Annotated in this window: 11 protein-coding genes and 1 pseudogene; 8 read left to right on the forward strand and 4 right to left on the reverse strand. The window is 71.6% G+C overall.

Annotated features, from left to right (window positions below; translation table 11 throughout):
- Positions 1-41 precede the first annotated feature (41 nt).
- A complete protein-coding gene (locus OG978_RS31970) occupies positions 42-1,547 on the forward strand; it encodes a DNA-3-methyladenine glycosylase 2 family protein (protein ID WP_326770232.1) in 1,506 nt (501 codons plus the stop codon).
- Positions 1,548-1,555: 8 nt separating this feature from the next.
- Here the strand turns inward: OG978_RS31970 and OG978_RS31975 are convergent.
- The 3 genes and pseudogenes from OG978_RS31975 to OG978_RS31985 form a co-directional block, all read right to left on the reverse strand.
- Positions 1,556-1,927, reverse strand: a pseudogene (locus tag OG978_RS31975) (glycoside hydrolase family 95-like protein); the annotation flags it as partial.
- Positions 1,928-2,096: 169 nt separating this feature from the next.
- Entirely contained in the window at positions 2,097-2,579 is a 483-nt protein-coding gene (locus OG978_RS31980) for a DUF456 domain-containing protein (RefSeq protein WP_326768521.1), read from the reverse strand.
- Between the two features lie 56 nt (positions 2,580-2,635).
- Complete coding sequence (locus OG978_RS31985; protein WP_326768522.1) at positions 2,636-3,625, reverse strand: helix-turn-helix domain-containing protein; 990 nt, start codon at positions 3,623-3,625, stop codon at positions 2,636-2,638.
- Positions 3,626-3,834: 209 nt separating this feature from the next.
- Here OG978_RS31985 and OG978_RS31990 point away from each other — a divergent pair, with 209 nt between their 5' ends.
- The 3 genes from OG978_RS31990 to OG978_RS32000 all read left to right on the forward strand — a co-directional run bounded on the left by OG978_RS31990 (position 3,835) and on the right by OG978_RS32000 (position 11,115).
- Positions 3,835-7,599 (forward strand): S8 family peptidase, encoded by a 3,765-nt coding sequence (locus OG978_RS31990; protein ID WP_326768523.1) that lies wholly within the window; start codon positions 3,835-3,837, stop codon positions 7,597-7,599.
- Positions 7,600-7,726: 127 nt separating this feature from the next.
- Positions 7,727-9,307 (forward strand): protein phosphatase 2C domain-containing protein, encoded by a 1,581-nt coding sequence (locus OG978_RS31995; protein WP_326768524.1) that lies wholly within the window; start codon positions 7,727-7,729, stop codon positions 9,305-9,307.
- Between the two features lie 65 nt (positions 9,308-9,372).
- Positions 9,373-11,115: a pyruvate dehydrogenase gene (locus OG978_RS32000; protein ID WP_326768525.1), complete on the forward strand. Its 1,743-nt coding sequence runs from the start codon at positions 9,373-9,375 to the stop codon at positions 11,113-11,115.
- 43 nt (positions 11,116-11,158) lie between these two features.
- Here OG978_RS32000 and OG978_RS32005 read toward each other — a convergent pair whose 3' ends face one another.
- Positions 11,159-14,278, reverse strand: coding sequence for an alpha-mannosidase (locus tag OG978_RS32005; protein WP_326768526.1), 3,120 nt, complete (start codon positions 14,276-14,278; stop codon positions 11,159-11,161).
- Positions 14,279-14,435: 157 nt separating this feature from the next.
- Between OG978_RS32005 and OG978_RS32010 the strand changes: the two genes are divergently transcribed.
- From OG978_RS32010 to OG978_RS32025, 4 genes are all read left to right on the forward strand, one after another.
- On the forward strand, positions 14,436-15,602 hold the full coding sequence (locus OG978_RS32010) for an NAD(P)/FAD-dependent oxidoreductase (protein WP_326768527.1): 1,167 nt from the start codon (positions 14,436-14,438) through the stop codon (positions 15,600-15,602).
- On the forward strand, positions 15,592-15,969 hold the full coding sequence (locus tag OG978_RS32015) for a (2Fe-2S)-binding protein (RefSeq protein WP_442817776.1): 378 nt from the start codon (positions 15,592-15,594) through the stop codon (positions 15,967-15,969). The genes OG978_RS32010 and OG978_RS32015 overlap by 11 nt, the downstream gene beginning before the upstream one ends.
- Positions 15,950-17,419 carry an FAD/NAD(P)-dependent oxidoreductase gene (locus tag OG978_RS32020; RefSeq protein ID WP_326768529.1) on the forward strand — a complete coding sequence of 490 codons (1,470 nt, stop codon included), beginning with the start codon at positions 15,950-15,952 and terminating at the stop codon, positions 17,417-17,419. Before OG978_RS32015 ends, OG978_RS32020 begins: the two co-directional genes overlap by 20 nt.
- 133 nt (positions 17,420-17,552) lie before the next feature.
- Positions 17,553-18,461, forward strand: coding sequence for a dihydrodipicolinate synthase family protein (locus OG978_RS32025; protein WP_326768530.1), 909 nt, complete (start codon positions 17,553-17,555; stop codon positions 18,459-18,461).
- The last annotated feature ends 12 nt before the right edge of the window (positions 18,462-18,473 follow it).

Genomic DNA, 18,473 nt, shown 5'->3' on the forward strand with positions numbered 1-18,473 from the left:
GCCAGTGCGGTACCGGCGGGTGCCGCACACTGGACGGTGTGATGGACGAACGGACCAGGTACGAGGCGGTGAGCAGCCGCGACGCCCGTTTCGACGGGGAGTTCTTCTTCGCCGTCGAAACGACCGGCATCTACTGCCGGCCGAGCTGCCCCGCCGTCACGCCCAAGCGGAAGAACGTCCGCTTCTACCCGACTGCGGCCGCCGCGCAGGGACACGGCTTCCGGGCCTGCCGACGCTGTCGCCCGGACGCCGTGCCGGGCTCGGCGGACTGGAATGTCCGGGCCGATGTCGTGGGCCGTGCCATGCGGATGATCGGCGACGGTGTGGTCGACCGGGAGGGCGTGCCCGGTCTCGCCCACCGGCTCGGCTACAGCTCACGCCAGGTGCAGCGGCAGCTCAATGCCGAGCTGGGCGCCGGGCCCGTCGCGCTGGCCCGTGCCCAGCGGGCCCACACCGCACGCGTGCTGCTCCAGACGACCGGGCTGCCCGTGACGGAGATCGCCTTCGCCTCGGGCTTCGCCAGTGTGCGCCAGTTCAACGACACCGTCCGGCAGATCTACGCCCGTACACCGAGCGCGCTGCGGGCGGAGGCCGGGACGGGGCTGGGAGCGGCGGTCCGGGAGGCACGGACCACCGGGATCCCGCTGCGGCTCGCCCACCGGGGGCCGTACGCGGCCCGCGAGATCTTCGATCTCCTGGCCGGTGAGGCGGTCGCCCGGATCGAGGAGGTCAGCGGTGCGGACGGTGCCCGTACCTACCGGCGCACCCTGCGGCTTCCGTACGGAACGGGCATCGTGGCCGTCGACGAGCGGTCCGCCGGGTCCTGGCTGGACGCCCGGATCCACCTCACGGACCTGCGGGATCTGACGACGGCCGTCCAGCGGCTGCGGCGGCTCTTCGACCTGGACGCCGATCCGTACGCCGTCGACGAGCGGCTCGGCGCCGACCCGCGACTCGCGCCGGGCGTCGCCGCCCGCCCCGGGCTGCGTTCGCCGGGTGCCGCGGACCCGGAGGAGTTCGCCGTACGGACGCTGGTGGGCCGGGACGCGGCGGAGCGGCTCGTGGAGACGTACGGGAAGGTCCTGGACGTGCCCTGCGGCGGGCTGACGCATGTGTTCCCGGAGCCGGGAGCGCTGGCCGGTGGGGCGGGCGATCCGGAGCTGCGGGCGCTGGCGAGCGCGCTCGCCGACGGGGACGTACGGCTCGACGCCGGGGCCGACCGCGACGAGGCCGAGCAGGCCCTGCTGCGGTTGCCGGGGATCGGACCGGCAGCCGCGGCGCTCATCAGGATGCGTGCGCTCGGTGACCCGGATGTGGATCCGGACGGGCGGCCCGAGGCGGAGCGGTGGCGGCCCTGGCGTTCGTACGGGGTGCGTCACCTGGGCTGTTGTGAGCGGGCCTACGCAGGCAGGCCCCAGCGCGGCGCGGACGCGTTCGCCGTCACCGGGCGGATGGTCAGGTCCGGTCGGTCGCCCCTCGCCGTGATCAGCGCCGAATCGCCCTTGCGGAGGCGGATGCGTACCGTGCCGTCGGCCGACTCCTCGTGAACCAGCGGCCGTCCGTGCCGGTCGCGGATCTCCACCGGGCCGTCGATGCCATGGCGTACGACGCAGGGTGCGCCGGCCTCGCTGGTGAGCCGTACCCAGCGGGTCCGGCCCTCCTCGCGCACCGCACTGAGCAGGAACGCGCCCTGCGTCCGGAAGTCGTGCACGGTCAGCTCCCGCCAGTCGGCGGGCAGCGCCGGGAAGACCCTGATCGTGCCGCCCCACGACTGACAGACCATGTCGTGCAGGGACTGGGCAGCCGAGAGCGGGGTCTCGATGACCGGGCCGGACTCCTTGTACATGGTGTTCGCCTGGATGAAGCGGCTCATCAGCTGACCCAGGTACTTCAGCGCGTCCTCGCCCTTGCCGAGCAGCGCGGACATCGACGCGGCGCCGGTGAACGTATAGCCCTGCAGAGCGCCTTCGAAGCCCACCCAGTGGGCCAGGGACTTCTCGATCAGTATTGCTGCGTCAATGGAGCAAGAGAGATCCGATGTATTTCCGTGTATCTGGACGGAGTCCAACCAGATGTACGGGAGGGCAGGGGCGTGATCAGCCCCAGATCACCGCGCCCAGCCAGGCTCCCGCCACCAGGAGGCACGCGAAGAGCTCGACGAGTACCGAATAGCCGGTCGCCCGCATCACCGAGCGCACCGACGTCCAGCCCGCCGCGCGGCTGCCGAGCCGCAGCCGCTCCGCCCCGTAGATGGCCCCCACGTACCCGGCGACCGCACCGACCACCGGTACCACGAAGAAGCCCACGATCGCGGCGATCCCGCCGAGCATCAGCGTCTTGCGCGGCGCCCCCGTCTCGCGCGGGCGGCGCGGCGGCAGCAGCGGCTTCAGCGCCTGGTTCAGCAGCAGTAGCGCCGTCGCGCCCATGAGTACGCCCCAGGCGACCGGTGTCATGTCGGTCAGCGCCCACCACAGCACGGCGGCCCAGACGATCGCCTGCCCCGGCGCCCCCGGCACCAGCACGCCCAGCAGGCCGATGAGCATGACGAGGCCGACGGCGACGAGTTGCCACACACTCATCTGACCAGCCTGCCGGAGTCCGGCCGGTCCCGCCCGTCAGCGCCGACGGGTCCTGCTCAGGCCCGTGGTGTGCGGGCCACCCAGCCCCGTTCGTACGCGTGCCAGCCCAGCTGCAGCCGGGTGGAGACGCCCGTCAGCTCCATCAGGCCCTTCACCCGTCGCTGCACGGTCCGCAACCCCAGCTCCAGCTGTTTCGCCACGCTCGCGTCCGTCAGCCCGGCCAGCAGCAGCGACAGAATCTCCAGGTCCGTCGGATCGGGACCCGTGTCCTCCTCCTGCGGCCGGCCGCTTTCGCCCAGCCTGAGCGGCATGGCCTCGCGCCACACCGCCTCGAAGAGCCCCATCAGCGACTCCAGCAGCCCGGAGGCATGGACCACCAGGGCGGCCGGCTCGGCGCCGCGTCCGGTCAGCGGCACCATCGCCAGGGTGCGGTCGGCGACGACCAGCTTGGTCGGCACCCGGTCGATGACCCGGCACTGCTCGTCCCGGCTCAGCGCCGTCGACAGCTCCAGAATCCCGAACGGCAGCGAGAGAATCTCCCGCTCGACCACCACCCGGTACGACACCCCGCGCGTCGCGGCCTGCTCCTCGGCCTCGTTCTCCATTCCGCTGACCGCGATCGGCTTCCCGGTGACCAGGGCGCACACCTCGCTCGTCGCACCGAGCTGCAACTGGTTGAAGCGGTGCGAGACCGCGCTGGCCCCCGTGACCACCTCGACCAGATCGTGCACGGCCGGTTCGGCGGCCTCCGCGCGGTACTCCTCGGCGAGCAACGCCGCCGCCAGCTCCGCCTGCTCCAGCTCATGGCGCTGCTGCGTCAGCAGCGCGCCGAGCGCCACCCCCGGCGGCGCCGCCACCCAACGCCCCGTGCGGGCCGACGCCTGCGCGGCAAGGCCGTGCTGCTCCAGCCTGCGCAGGGCCCGTTCGGTGTCCCGCTCGGGAAGGCTCAGCCGGTGCGCGAGATCGGAGACCTCCGCGGCTCCCACCGCCACGAGCGCGCGGTACGTCGACTCCTGTATCTCGTCGAGACCTATGGCTCCCAGCATCCCCGGCCCTTTCCTGGACGCACTGATTCCGCACGATGTCGCTGTCGTCGGGTGTCCGTCCATGGCGGAAAGCGGCCACGGCGTAAACCCGCCGTGTACATCATCCCTTTATCGCTCATCGCTCTGACAATGTGGCGCCACCGCAGTACCAACAACCTCCGGAAAGCTGCGGTTTGCGCAGTTGGTTCCGAATTCACTTGGGGAGAGCGATGCGTCCGATATCGCGCACGGCGCTGGGAGCGGCCACCGCCGCCGTCCTGGCCGTCACCGCGATCGCACCGTCCGCGGCAGCGCCGCAGGACGACGCGACAGGGAAGAGGGCACTGACCGGCAGTCCGGCCGCCGATGCCAAGAGGGGCAAGCCGGTCAGCGTTACGCTGGTCACCGGCGACAAGGTCCTGGTGAGCACGGACAGTTCGGGGGCCGCGTCGGTCACCGCGCTGCCCCGCGAGGACGGCACCGTCCCTCTGGTGCAGACCAGGCAGTCCGGCAAGGACCTCTACGTCTACCCCGAAACCGCCACCGCCGCGCTCGCCTCGGGCAAGGTCGACGAGGAACTCTTCAACGTCACCGGTCTCATCCGGCAGGGCTACGACGACGCGCACACCAAGTCGCTGCCGCTGATCGCGGTCTACGGCAAGGACCAGGCCCGCTCCACCTTCGCCACCCCGCGCGGCGCCAAGCGCGGACTCGCGCTCGACGCCATCGACGGTGTCGCGCTCAAGGCGGACAAGGAGAAGGCCGCCGACTTCTGGGCGGACGTCACCAACACCCGTTCCCGCTCGGCCTCCGGCGTGAAGAAGCTCTGGCTCGACCGCAAGGTTCAGGCCACTCTCGACAAGTCGACCAAGCAGGTCGGGGCCGACCTCGCCTGGGCCGCCGGCTTCGACGGCAAGGGCACCAAGGTCGCCGTCCTCGACACCGGCGTCGACGCCGAACACCCCGACCTCAAGGGCCGGGTGGCTGCCTCGAAGAACTTCACCGACTCCGACAGCACCGACGACCGCCAGGGCCACGGCACCCACACCATCTCCACCGTCGGCGGCTCCGGAGCGGCCAGCGGCGGCAAGAAGAAGGGCGTCGCCCCCGGCGCCGACCTGCTCGCGGGCAAGGTCCTCAACGACAGCGGCTTCGGCGCCGAGTCCTGGATCATCGCCGGCATGCAGTGGGCCGTCGACCAGAAGGCCGACGTCGTCTCCATGAGCCTCGGCAGCCCGGAACCGACCGACTGCACCGACCCGATGAGCGTCGCCGCCGAGGAACTCGCACAGAACAAGGGCACCTTGTTCGTGATCGCGGCCGGCAACTCGGGCCCGACGCTGAACACCGTCTCCTCGCCCGGCTGCGCCCCGAGCGTGCTGACCGTCGGCGCCGTCGACCGCGACGACACCACGGCCCAGTTCTCCAGCCGCGGACCCGTGATCGGATCGCACACCCTCAAGCCCGAGATCACCGCCCCCGGCGTCGACATCTCGGCCGCCGCGGCAGGTGGCCGCGGCCTCTACGCGTACCGGTCGATGTCCGGTACGTCGATGGCCACCCCGCATGTCGCGGGTGCGGCGGCCATCGTGAAGCAGCGGCACCCGGACTGGACCGCCCAGCAGATCAAGGCGGCGCTCGTCTCGTCCGCGAAGAGCGGCATCCCCGGCGACGTACGCGAGACCGGCGGTGGCCGCCTCGACGTCAAGGCCGCCATCGACACCACCCTCGTCGGCGCCCCCGCCGTCCAGGGCGGCACCTTCAACTGGCCGCAGGACAAGAGCGACCGAACCACGGTCGATGTCCCGTACACCAACTCCGGCACCAAGCCGGTGAAGCTGTCGCTGAAGGTCCAGGGCGTCACCGGAAACGACGGCTCCGCCGTCCGCTCCTCCGTCGCGAAGCTCGACACGAGCACCGTCACCGTCCCGGCCGGAGCCACCGTCAAGGTCCCGCTGGAGATCGACCCGACGGCGAAGCTGAAGGCCGCGCAGTACGGTGACGTCACCGGACGCGTGCTGGCCACCGGCCCCGGCGGCGCCAAGGTCTCCACCCCGTTCTCGCTGTACGTCGGGGCCGAGACCGTCACGCTGCGGGTCAAGCTCGTCGACCGCGCCGGGAAGCCCGCCGCGGGCTCCTCGTCGCTGGACGTCATCGGCACCGACGACGCCGGCGGCGAACGCCGCTTCAACGAGGGTGCCACCGACCAGGTCTACCAGGTGCGACCCGGCGCGTACTTCGTGTCCGGCTTCGTCACCACGGCCGACCCGAAGGACGCCACCGGCAACCTGGACGACTCCGTCGCCTACCTGGCGCGGCCCCAGGTGAACGTCACGAAGGACACGACCCTGGTCCTGGACGCCCGCAAGGCGCACCGGATCCAGGTGAAGACGGTGGACCGCGCCTCCGAGAACCGCTCCACGACGCTCGCGTTCGGCCGCAGCTGGGACGATGTCTGGCTGCACTCGGGCTCCATCACCGGGGGCTCCGCGGTCAAGAACTACCTGGCCGATGTGCAGGGCAGGGCGAGTGACGGCGACTTCGAGTTCGCCAGCTTCTGGCGCGCGTACGCCCCGCAGATCGAGAAGCTGTCGGTCGTCGGCGGCGTCGAACTGCACCCGAGGGTGGCGAGCACCGGCTCCACCAACCTCGACGGCACGGGCGAGGCCGCACTCGTCGACGCCGGTACGGGTACCCCCGAGGAACTGAAGGCCGCGGGCGTCGCCGGAAAGATCGCCCTGGTCGAGATCGGCGACGACGGCTACATGTACACCCAGGCCAGCGACGCCAAGGCCGCCGGCGCCAAGGCCGTCATCGGCCACCGCCCCTCCGCGGGTCCCTGGAAGCCGTCCGTCGGCTACGCCCAGGCGCCGGTGCCCGCGCTCGGCATCGAGACGGGCGAGGCCGACGCGCTGAAGGCCGCCCTGGCCGAGGGCCCGGTCGAGCTGAGCTGGAAGGCCACCGCGGTCAGCCCGTTCGTCTACAACCTCGCGTTCCCCGAGACCGGCCCGGTCACCTCGGATCGCACCTACAAGGTCCGTGACACCAAGCTCGGCAAGGTCACCGCCAACTACGAGGCGATGGGCCTCGCGGCGGACTACGTCGACATGATGATCATCAACCGGCCGTACGGCGCGAGGTTCTCCGCCAACACCGACTCCGTCGCCGCCCCCAGCAAGCGCACCGAGTACTACTCGGCGGGCGACACCGCATGGGAGCGGTACCTCTCCTCCAGCTTCCCCTGGGGCGAGATGATGGTCGACCAGCCGCGCACCTACACGGCCGGTTCGAAGCGTACGGAGAACTGGTACCGGGGCATCCCGGTCCCGGCCGCCCCGCGGGACGCCGCCGGCAAGCTCCAGCTCGCCGCCGAGCGCCAGGACAACCTGATCGGCGTCGCCCCGGGCTTCTGGAGCGACAGCGAGCACGCCGGTCTCCAGGGCTCCTTCGGTGACATGGGCAGCATGCGCCTGAGCAGCGGCGGCAAGGTGATCGGCGAGAACGGCTGGCCGTCCGGGGCGTTCACCGTCCCGGCGGAGGACGCCGCGTACGAACTCACCATGCAGACCACCAAGTTCGGTCAGCCCGCCGCCGTATGGAAGCGGTCCACCAGCACCGAGACCACCTGGAAGTTCCGTTCGAAGCGGGACGAGAACGTCTACTCCCAGGGCCTTCCGCTGCTCTTCCCGGGCTACGACCTGGCGGCCGACGGGCTCAAGACCCTCGCGGCGGAGGACGGCCAGAAGATCGGCCTGAGCGTCACCGGTCACGCCGGCTACACACCCGGCAAGCTGACCGCGGCCAAGGTCTCGTACTCCTACGACGGTGGGAAGACCTGGACCGACGCGACCACCGCACAGCAGGACGGCCGGTGGACCGCGACCGTGAACCACGCGGGCGCGGCCGGTAAGCCGGTCACCCTGAAGACCGAACTGACGGACGCCAACGGCAACTCCGTCATACAGACCGTGAACGACGCGTACGCCGTGCGCTGATCACGACCTGACCGGTCCGCCGGGCGTCCTTCCCGTGGGGGGTGGGGGCGCCCGGCGGACCCATGTCCGGGGCCACTATTTCCGGATGACCCGTTTTCGTACGGCCCCCGCGGTCGACAATAAGGGCATGAGTCAGCAGGGGGAGAGGCCCGCCGCCCACGAGGACGACTGGTGGCGCAGGCTGTACGACGAGAACGCCCGGGACACCGGGACGAGCAATGCGGCCGACAGTCTCGACGACCGCTTCGACTCGGCGTCGGACGCGGTGAGTCCGGGCGGACGCGGGGGATCCGACGGGGAGGCGGGGGCGACGCCTGAGGTGGGGGCGGTGCCGGTGGAGGTGTCCCGGCCGGTGCGGGAGCGCGCTCCGTGGGAGCCGCCCGTCACGACCGTGCGGGCGTCGGGGAAATCCCCGGCATCCCCGGCAGGCCCGTCGCAGCCGCGTACCTTCGCCGCGCCGCCCGTTCCGGTCGATCCTGCGCCCGTCCCTGACCAGCCGTCGGCCCCTGGGGAGCGAAGCGCCCCGGAGCTGCCGGCCGAGGCGTCGTCCCGTGACGCGGTGTCCACGCCGCCGGTGCCGACTGTGCCACCTCTGCCCAGGCGGCCGGTCTCCGAGAGACCCGTCGCCCCGCAGGCACCCCTCACCACGGTCACCGCCCCCACCGCCCCGGCACCGGAGGCCGAGCGCGAAACCGTCCTTGTCCCCCGCCCCGTGATCGGCCATGTGGGTGACCGGCCGCCCACCTACGACGCCGAGCCCACCGCGCTGCCCGCCACCGTCCCGTCGGAGCTGGACGGTCTCGTCTCCGACACCGTGCTCGACGGCGCCCGCTACGGCACGTACACCCTGCGCGCCGCCTCCGTGCGCGGGGACTCCGCACGGTTCCGCGGCGAGCCCCGCCGTGACGCGCTGCTCACCGCGCGCTTCGGCACCGACGAGCGCGCACTGGTCCTGGTCGCCGTCGCCACCGGGGCCCGCGCCACCGAGTCGGCACATCTGGCGGCGGCCGACGCCTGCCGCTGGATCGGCGCAGCGGTCGGCCGCAGCCACGTCCGGCTCTCCGAGGACATAAGGGCGGGCCGCCGCGGAGACCTCAAATCCGGTCTGAACCGCCTCACCGACCGCACGTACGGCAAGCTGCGCGCCCGCGCCGCCGAGCTGGGGCTGGAGCCGCAGCAGTACACGGCGGGCCTGCGCTGCCTCCTGCTGTCGGCGGACCCCGACTGCCGTACGCGGGTCTTCTTCGGCATCGGCGCCGGTGGGCTCTTCCGGCTGCGCGACGGCATCTGGCAGGACCTCGAACCGGAGGCTCCGGCAGCCGGCGACATCGGCACGGACCCCATGGCCGGTTCCGGCTCCGGCTCCGGTTCCGGGGCCGTGTCCCCCGAGAGCGGCCCCGGCGGTGACCGCCTCACCATGGACCTGGACATCGCCACACCCGTGGCCCCGTATGTGGAGGCCCTGCTCGTCCCGCCTGCAGAACCGTTCCGGTTCCGGGGCTCGGTGGCCCGGCCGGGAGACACCCTGCTGCTGTGCAGCCCCGGACTGGCCGAACCGCTGCGTGGCGAGCCCGACCTGGCCCGGGAGCTCGCCGGACGCTGGGCCCCCGACGAGGCACCCGGGCTCGTGGCCTTCCTCGCGGACACCCAGCTCCGGGTGAAGGGATACGCCGACGACCGTACGGGCGTCGGCGTCTGGGAGGCGTAACCGCGCGCGCCATGGGTTGATGGATGCGGAGTCCGGAAGCCGAAGCGCGGAAAGGGTACGCACCCATGGCCAAGCAGAACGTGTCGGAGCAGTTCGTCGACATCCTCGTCCGGGCGGGCGTCAAGCGTATGTACGGTGTCGTCGGCGACAGCCTCAACCCGGTAGTCGACGCCATCCGCCGCAATCGGGCCATCGACTGGATCCAGGTCAGGCATGAGGAGACCGCCGCTTTCGCCGCCGGCGCGGAGGCCCAGATCACGGGCTCGCTGGCGGCCTGCGCCGGATCGTGCGGCCCCGGCAATCTGCACCTCATCAACGGCCTCTACGACGCCCACCGCTCCATGGCCCCGGTGCTCGCCCTCGCCTCGCACATCCCGTCGAGCGAGATCGGCCTCGGCTACTTCCAGGAGACCCACCCGGAGCTGATCTTCCAGGATTGCAGCCACTACAACGAGATGATCTCCAACCCGCAGCAGATGCCGCGGCTGCTCCAGACGGCCATTCAGCACGCGATCGGCCGAGGCGGGGTCAGCGTCGTCACGATGCCGGGTGACATTGCATCGCAGCCCGCCCCGGAGAAGTCCATCGAGCACGCGCTGGTCACCTCGCGGCCGACGGTCCGGCCCGGTGACGAGGAGATCGACAAGCTCTGCCGGATGGTCGACGAGGCGAAACGTGTGACATTGTTCTGCGGCAGCGGCACAGCGGGTGCCCACGCCGAGGTGATGGAGTTCGCCGAACGGGTGAAGTCCCCGGTCGGGCACGCACTGCGCGGCAAGGAATGGATCCAGTACGACAACCCGTACGACGTCGGCATGAGCGGCCTGCTCGGCTACGGCGCCGCCTACGAGGCGACCAACGAGTGCGATCTCCTCATCCTGCTCGGCACCGACTTCCCGTACAACGCCTTCCTCCCGTCCGATGTGAAGATCGTCCAGGTCGATGTGCGCCCCGAGCATCTCGGCCGTCGCTCCAAGCTGGATCTGGCGGTCTGGGGCGACGTCCGCGAGACCCTGCGCTGTCTGACCCCGCAGGTGAAGGTCAAGACCGACCGCAAGTTCCTCGACCGGATGCTGAAGAAACACGCCGACGCGCTGGAGGGCGTGGTCAAGGCGTACACCCGCAAGGTCGAGAAGCACGTCCCGATCCATCCGGAGTACGTCGCCTCGGTGCTGGACGAACTGGCCGACGACGACGCCGTGTTCACCGTCGACACCGGCATGTGCAATGTGTGGGCCGCACGCTATCTCTCCCCCAACGGCAAGCGCCGTGTCATCGGATCGTTCAGCCACGGCTCGATGGCCAACGCGCTCCCGCAGGCCATCGGCGCCCAGTTCACCGACCGGAGCCGGCAGGTGGTCTCGATGTCCGGCGACGGCGGATTCACCATGCTGATGGGCGACTTCCTGACCCTGGTGCAGTACGACCTGCCGGTGAAGGTCGTACTGTTCAACAACTCCTCGCTCAGCATGGTCGAGTTGGAGATGCTGGTCGCGGGTCTGCCGTCGTTCGGTACGTCCAACAAGAACCCGGACTTCGCCGCGGTCGCCCGCGCCTGCGGGGCGTACGGCGTGCGGGTGGAGAAGCCCAAGCAGCTCGAAGGCGCTCTCAAGGACGCCTTCAAGCACAAGGGCCCGGCGCTGGTCGATGTCGTCACCGACCCCAACGCACTCTCCATCCCGCCGAAGATCAGCGCCGAGATGGTGACCGGCTTCGCGCTCTCCGCGAGCAAGATCGTGCTGGACGGCGGAGTGGGCCGGATGGTCCAGATGGCCCGCTCCAACCTGCGGAACGTGCCCCGCCCCTGAGCGAGGCCCCGAGCAGGGACGGTTCGCGCCGGGCACCGGGCCGTCACGCCGGGGTCAGCCGCAGTGTCAGGATCTGGAACGGCCGCAGCGACAGTACGAGACCGTGCTCGTCGGTGTCCGCCTCGTGCAGCGGGCGTTCCAGCAGATCGGTGACCTGGGCCCGTACGACGGGGAACCCGACCCGCAGCGTGGTTCCGGCGCGTCCGCCCGCCGACTCGTACAGCCGCACGATCACATCGCCGCCCCGGTCCTCGGCGAGTTTCACCGACTCCACCGTGACCGCCGGATGCCCCGTGTCGACCAGTGGTGGCAGCACGGGCGCCAACGCTGCCCGCAGCGGCAGGTTGAGCGCGAGCCCCTCCCGTACCGAGTCCGTGAGCTCGCCGCCCGGCGCCAGCGCGTAGCTGAACCGGTGCCGGCCGAGGTCGGTCTCCGGGTCGGGGCTGTGCGGGGCGCGCAGCAGCGTCAGCCGTACGGTCGTGCCGAGGCCCGAATCGTGCGGGGTCCGGGTCACCTCGTGCCCGTACGTCGAGTCGTTGAGCAATGTCACGCCGTACCCCGGCTCGGCGACGCGCAGCCAGCGGTGGGCACAGATCTCGAATCGGGCCGCGTCCCAGCCGGTGTTGTCGTGCGTGGGGCGGTGGATGTGCCCGAACTGGATCTCGGAAGTGGACCGTTCGGCATGCACATCGAGCGGGAACGCCGCTTTGAGGACCTTCTCCGACTCCCGCCAGTCGACCTCGGTGTCGATGTCGATCCGCCGGCTGTCCGCGGTCAGCCGGATGTCCTGTGTGACATGTGAGTGCCCGAAGGACCGCCGCACGCGGACCGTGGCCCGCAACGGCCCCTCCTCCACCAGCTCGACGGAGTCGGTGTCGGTGAGATCGGTCCGGGTGCGGCGGTAGTGCCGGTCGATGTCCCAGGCGTCCCAGTGATTGGGGTGATCGGGGTGCAGCTGGAGGAGGTTGGCCCGGTGGCCGGGAGCGAGGACGTCCCGCCCGGCGCCGAGATCGCGGACGGCGGCGATCAGCCCGTCGCCGTCGACCACCACCCGCAGCAGCCCGTTGTCGAGCACGAGGCCCTCGTCCGCCGAACCGGTCGCGGAGACAGGGTGCTCCGGCACCGCCGAGCCGTTCAGCGGGCCCGCGCCGAGCCCGGGGGTGTCGGCCAGCACCAGCGTGCGACCGTCGCCCAGGCGCTGCACCTGCGCGCCGGAGGGCAGCACCGCGCTCGCCTCCGCGTCCAGCTCGACCACCTGACGGCGGTGGTACGGGGACGAGTTGAGCGTCACCAGGCCCTCGGCCGCCCCCAGTGCGGCCACCGCGTCCGCCACCAGATCCGCCAGTTCCGCCCGCACCCGCTCGTATGTCTCGCGGGCCTCACGGTGCACCCAGGCGATCGACGAGCCGGGCAGGATGTCATGGAACTGATGCAGCAGGACCGTCTTCCACAGCCGGTCCAGTGCCTCGTACGGATAGCCGTAGCGGTCGGCGCGGTTGCGCAGGGCCGCCGCCGTGGCCCACAACTCCGCCTCGCGGAGCAGGTGTTCGCTGCGGCGGTTGCCCTGTTTGGTCTTGGCCTGGGTGGTGTACGTGGCCCGGTGCAGCTCCAGATACAGCTCACCGGACCAGACCGGAGCCTGTGCCCCGTACTCCTCCTCGGCCGCCGCGAAGAACGCCGCCGGCCGCTCGATGCCGACCCTCGGTGAACCCTCCAGGTCCCTGAGCCTGCGCGCCTTCTCCAGCATCTCGCGGGTGGGGCCGCCCCCGCCGTCGCCCCAGCCGAACGGGACGAGGGAGCGGGTCGCCAGGCCCTTGTCGGAGAAGTTCCGCTCGGCGTGGGCGAGTTCGCTGCCGTGGAACTGGGCGTTGTAGGTGTCCACGGGCGGGAAGTGGGTGAAGACCCTGGTCCCGTCGATGCCCTCCCACCAGAAGGTGTGATGTGGCATTTTATTGCTCTGGTTCCAGGACAGCTTCTGGGTCAGGAACCATTTCACCCCCGCCAGTCGGGCCAGCTGCGGGAAGGCGGCCGTGTAGCCGAAGGAGTCCGGCAGCCAGATCTCCTCGGTCTCCACCCCCAGCTCCTGCTCGAAGAACCTCTTGCCGTGCACGAGCTGCCGGGCCAGCGCCTCGCCACCGGGCATATTGGCATCGGCCTCCACCCACATCGACCCCACGGGCGCCCACTGCCCGTCCGCCACGGCCCGCTTGATCCGCTCCCAGATGTGCGGCTGGTGCTCCTTCACCCAGGTGTACTGCTGGGCCTGCGAGGCCACGAAGACCAGCTCCGGGTAGTCCTGGGCCAGCGCGGTGACATTGGCGAAGGTGCGCGAGGCCTTGCGCACCGTCTCGCGCAGCGGCCACAGCCACGCCGAGTCGATGTGCGCATGACCGGCGGCCGAGATCCGGTGCGCACTCGCCGCAGCGGGGCGGGACAGCGCTTCGGCCAGTTCGTCCCGGCCGGCCCGCGCCGTGCCCGCCACATCGTGCAGATCCAGCACGTCGAGCATGCGCTCCAGCGAGCGCAGGATCTCGTGGCGCCGGGAGCGCTCGACGGGCAGCTCCCGCATCAGCTCGGAGAGCACCTCGATGTCCAGGATCAGATGCCAGACCTCCTCGTCCAGCACCGCCAGCTCCGCGGAGGTGAACCGGTAGAGCGGCCGGTCACCCGCCGTCCGCACGTCCCCGAGCGGTGTCGGCGCGAAGCCGTGTTCCAGTACGGCGGGGTTGGCCGCCGCCTCCAGCAGCAGCGAGACCGGCTCGCCGCCCGCTGCCGGGGAGGCCACCGTCAGATGGCGATTGCGCGGATGGATGCCCTTGATGGGGACGCCCGCGGTGTCGTACAGCATGCCCTCGGCCTGGAAGCCCGGCCCCTGACCGGAGAATCCGGGGTCCACGACCACCTCGACCCGCCGCCCCGCCCACTCCCCGGGCACGGTCCCCTCCAGCCGGAACCAGCTGGTGGACCACGGCTTACCCCACTCGGTGCCCGTGCTGAACGGCTCGAACGATTCCTGGAGGACCTGGGCCACCGGAACGGGTTCGCCGGGGATGTGCCGGGCGGAGAGCGCGAGCGGGGTGCGGGCCGGGTACTGGGCGGGGCGGATGAACTGGTGAAGGGCCCGTTCGAGGCGGTCCTCCACCAGGGTGCGGTCGTCGTGCATCACGGCTCCAAGGGGTCGGGCGCCTGCGGGTGTCCATGGCTCCACTTCCCCGGCGGCCGATCCGGCACCCCTGTGAGCGGCGCGGCGGGGTGACGATTGATCAACTGGCCCTGTGCGCACCCTTGGCGACCCTTGAGCAATGTGACATATTACTGCCGTGCTCACGAGACACCCCCTGGATGTCGTCATCGTCGGGGCCGGAATGGTCGGTGCCGCCTGCGCCTACTACACCTCCCGGTCCGGACTGTCCGTAGCCGTCGTCGACCGCGGGCCGGTCTCCGGCGGCACCACCGGAGCCGGCGAGGGCAACCTCCTGGTCTCCGACAAAGTGCCGGGACCGGAGTTGGAACTGGCCCTGCTCTCCGCCTCCTTGTGGCGGCAACTGGCCGAGGAGCTGCCCCCGGAAATCGAGTACGAGCTCAAGGGCGGCGTGGTCGTCGCCGCCTCCGAGGACTCCCTGGCCACCCTGTCCGCGACCGCCGCCGGTCAGCGGGCGGCGGGTGTCGAGGCGCACCACATCGCATCCGACCGGCTCCGCGACATCGAGCCCCACCTCGCACCGGACCTGGCCGGCGGCTGCCACTACCCGCAGGACGCCCAGGTCCAACCAGCCCTGGCGGCATCCGAGTTGTTGCGTTCGGCTGCTCGTGCCGGCGCGCTCGTGTGCCCGGGGGAGGAGGTGGTCGGGATACTCAGGGACCGCGAGGGCGCCGTACGCGGGGTACGTACGACAAGGGGCGAACTGCGCGCCCCCGTCGTGGTCAACGCGGCAGGTACCTGGGGCGGCGACCTGGCCGCACTGGCCGGGGTGAACCTGCCGGTCCTGCCGCGCAGAGGGTTCGTACTGGTCACCGAACCACTGCCCCGGCTGATCCGGCACAAGGTCTACGCGGCGGAGTACGTGGCCGACGTGTCGAGCGGGTCCGCGGCGCTCCAGATCTCGCCCGTGGTGGAGGGCACGCCCTCCGGTCCGGTGCTCATCGGCGCGAGCCGCGAACGGGTCGGCTTCGACCGGACGTTGTCCGTTCCGGTGGTCGCCCGGCTGGCGGCCGGGGCCGCCGCGCTCTTCCCCGTACTCGCCGATGTGCGGGTGATGCGCGCCTACCACGGATTCCGCCCCTACCTGCCCGATCACCTCCCCGCGATCGGACCGGACCCCCGGGTGCCGGGGCTCTTCCACGCCTGCGGCCATGAGGGGGCCGGGATCGGGCTGGCGCCCGTGACCGGACTGCTGATCGCCGACGCGATCCGGGGAGAGCGGCCCGCACTCGATCTCGGACCGTTCGCACCCGACCGGTTCGCTGCCACACGCGATGTCACATGACGGTGGAGAGCGGGGCGCCCGTGCCCCAGGAGAGGACCCAGTGAGACACACCCGTGCATGCACCCCCGCCGAACTCGTCGGGGCCGCGCCCGAACCGGAGTTCCAGCTGACCTTCGACGGCCGCCCGATCCGCGCACTGCCGGGCCAGACCATCGCCGCCGCACTCTGGTCGGCGGGCATCCTGACCTGGCGCACCACCCGGGTCCACGGCCGCCCGCGGGGCGCCTTCTGCGGTATCGGCGCCTGCTACGACTGCCTGGCCACCGTCAACGGCCGGCCCAACCAGCGTGCCTGCCTGCTGCCCGCGGGACCGGGCGACGCCATCACCACGCAGGAGGGCGACGGGCATGCCGCACTCGACGGATGAGCCCCGGGGGCGGGAGGCCGACCGCGCCGCGCTCGCCGTGGTGGGCGCGGGACCGGCGGGCCTGGCCGCAGCCGTCACCGCTGCCGACCATGGGCTCGACGTGATCCTGCTGGACGCGGCCGACGCACCCGGTGGGCAGTACTACCGCAGCCCGGCCGACGGACTTGGCGCCACCCGGCCCGGGGCCCTGCACCACAACTGGCGCGCCTTCGTGGAACTCTCCGCGCGACTTGCCGCGCACCGCGACACCGGCGCGATCCGCCATCTCACCGGCCACCAGGTGTGGACGGTCGAACGAACCGGTGACGGGGACTGGATCCTGCACGCGGTCACCGGGGAAGCCGACGACGAGGCTCGTACCGCCGTCCGGGCCCAACGGATGATCCTGGCGACGGGCGCTCACGAGCGTCAACTGCCCTTTCCGGGCTGGACACTTCCGGGAGTGGTCGGTGCGGCGGGGGCCCAGGCCATGCTCAAGTCCGGGCTGGCGCTGCCGGGGCGCCGCATCGTGGTCGCGGGGAGCGGGCCGCTGCTGCAGGCGGTCGCCCTCTCGCTGGCGCGTGCGGGGGCGAGCGTCCCGGCGGTGGTCGAAGCCGCCGGGTACGGGGCGTACGCCCGTGCTCCCCGGGTGCTGGCCGCCAACCCCGGCAAGCTGGCGGAAGGGGCCCGCTTCGGGGCGGAGCTGGCCCGGGCCCGGGTCCGGGTGCTGAGCCACCGGGCGGTCACCGAGGTGCACGGCGACGAGCGGGTGGAGGCGGTGACCGTCAGCAGGGTGGACCGTCGATGGCGGCCCGTCGCGGGGACCGGCCGCCGGATCGCCTGCGACGCGCTCGCCGTGGGACATGGGCTCGTGCCGCAGCTGGAACTCGCCGTGGCAGCCGGCTGCGGTACGCGTACGGGCCCCGACGGCACTCACGCGGTCACCCTCGACGAAGAGCTCAGGACCACCGTCCCCGGGATCTGGGCGGCCGGCGAGTCCGGCGGCATCGGTGGTGTGGAACTCGCTCTGCACGAGGGTGAGTTGGCGGCACTGTCCATCATCTGTGAGGTACGGGGCGGGGTACGGAGGCAGGAAGCGCGCAGAGCCGTCGCGCTGCGCCGCTCCCGCCGTCGCCTGCGGGCCTTCGCCGCGCTGATGGGGACCGTGCACCGGCCGGGGCCCGGCTGGAGCGAGTGGCTGACCGGCGACACGGAGGTCTGCCGCTGCGAAGAGGTCACGGCGGGCCGGATCCGTACGGCGTGCGAGGAGCTGGGAGCCGGTGACACCAGGACCGTCAAACTGCTCACCCGGGCCGGAATGGGGTGGTGCCAGGGCCGGACGTGCGGATTCGCCGTCCGTGAACTGGCCGCCGCGCACGGCGCCGGACAGGAGCCGGGCGGACCCGACCGGCGCCCGCTGGCCTGCCCCGTGAAGCTCTCCACGCTCGCCGACCTCTCCGGCCCCGGGTAGTCCGCGGCCGGTTCTCCACTCGGAGCCCGACGGCACGCCGCGACAGGTTCCCGCACACCGGAACGTCGCGTCCACCGACTGTCCTCCGCCTTTCCGCCACACCATGACATGTCACACCTCTCAAGGAGCCACAATGCAGACGAACACCGACTCGCGCACCCGCCCCTGGCACGGGGTCATGGTCGCCACCCCGATCACCCTGCGCGATGACTGCACCATCGACTACGACGCCTACGCCACCCATGTGCGGCAGCTCATCGAGGCGGGCTGCGACGGAGTGGTGCCCAACGGCTCACTGGGGGAGTACCAGACCCTGACCGACAGCGAACGCGACGAGGTCGTCCGGGTCGCCGTCGAAGCCGCGGGTGACGGCAGCCGCGTCATGCCGGGCGTCGCCGCGTACGGCAGCGCGGAGTCAAGGCGCTGGGCGGAACGGGCCGCCGAGGCGGGAGCCGGTTCCGTACTCCTCCTGCCGCCCAACGGCTACCGCTGCGACGAGGCGGCGGTGCGCGCCCACTACGCCGATGTGGCCGAGGTCGGGGTGCCGGTCGTCGCGTACAACAACCCGTACGACACCAAGGTGGATCTGACTCCGGACCTGCTTGCCCGCCTCCACCAGGACGGCAGCATCGTGGCCGTCAAGGAGTTCACCGGCGATGTCCGCAGGGCGTACGAGATCGCCGAACGAGCGCCCGGCCTCGACCTGCTCGTGGGCGCCGACGACGTACTGCTGGAGCTGGCACTCGCCGGTGCCGTCGGGTGGATCGCGGGTTGCCCGAACATGCTGCCGTCCTGCTGCGTCGATCTGTACCGGGCCGCTGTCACCGGTGACATGGCAACTGCCCTGCCGCTGTACCGGGAGCTGCACGAGCTGCTGAGGTGGGACTCGAAGCCGGAGTTCGTCCAGGCCATCAAGGCATCCATGGACGTCGCCGGACGCCACGGCGGCCGCACCCGGCCGCCGCGGTTCCCCCTCCCCGCCGACGACGCGGCCGCCGTACGTGCCGCGACGGAGAAGGCACTCGCCGGGGGCCTGCACTGAGACCGGCGCCCG

The sequence above is a fragment of the Streptomyces sp. NBC_01591 genome (genome assembly GCF_035918155.1).
In the GTDB taxonomy this organism is placed as follows: Bacteria; Actinomycetota; Actinomycetes; order Streptomycetales; family Streptomycetaceae; genus Streptomyces.

Excerpts from the sequence above, each read along its gene's own strand:
- OG978_RS31970 (WP_326770232.1), top strand. The coding sequence starts at position 42 with ATGGACGAACGGACCAGGTACGAGGCGGTGAGCAGCCGCGACGCCCGT.
- OG978_RS31980 (WP_326768521.1), bottom strand. The coding sequence starts at position 2,579 with ATGAGTGTGTGGCAACTCGTCGCCGTCGGCCTCGTCATGCTCATCGGC.
- OG978_RS31985 (WP_326768522.1), bottom strand. The coding sequence starts at position 3,625 with ATGCTGGGAGCCATAGGTCTCGACGAGATACAGGAGTCGACGTACCGC.
- OG978_RS31990 (WP_326768523.1), top strand. The coding sequence starts at position 3,835 with ATGCGTCCGATATCGCGCACGGCGCTGGGAGCGGCCACCGCCGCCGTC.
- OG978_RS31995 (WP_326768524.1), top strand. The coding sequence starts at position 7,727 with ATGAGTCAGCAGGGGGAGAGGCCCGCCGCCCACGAGGACGACTGGTGG.
- OG978_RS32000 (WP_326768525.1), top strand. The coding sequence starts at position 9,373 with ATGGCCAAGCAGAACGTGTCGGAGCAGTTCGTCGACATCCTCGTCCGG.
- OG978_RS32005 (WP_326768526.1), bottom strand. The coding sequence starts at position 14,278 with ATGCACGACGACCGCACCCTGGTGGAGGACCGCCTCGAACGGGCCCTT.
- OG978_RS32015 (WP_442817776.1), top strand. The coding sequence starts at position 15,592 with ATGTCACATGACGGTGGAGAGCGGGGCGCCCGTGCCCCAGGAGAGGAC.
- OG978_RS32020 (WP_326768529.1), top strand. The coding sequence starts at position 15,950 with ATGCCGCACTCGACGGATGAGCCCCGGGGGCGGGAGGCCGACCGCGCC.
- OG978_RS32025 (WP_326768530.1), top strand. The coding sequence starts at position 17,553 with ATGCAGACGAACACCGACTCGCGCACCCGCCCCTGGCACGGGGTCATG.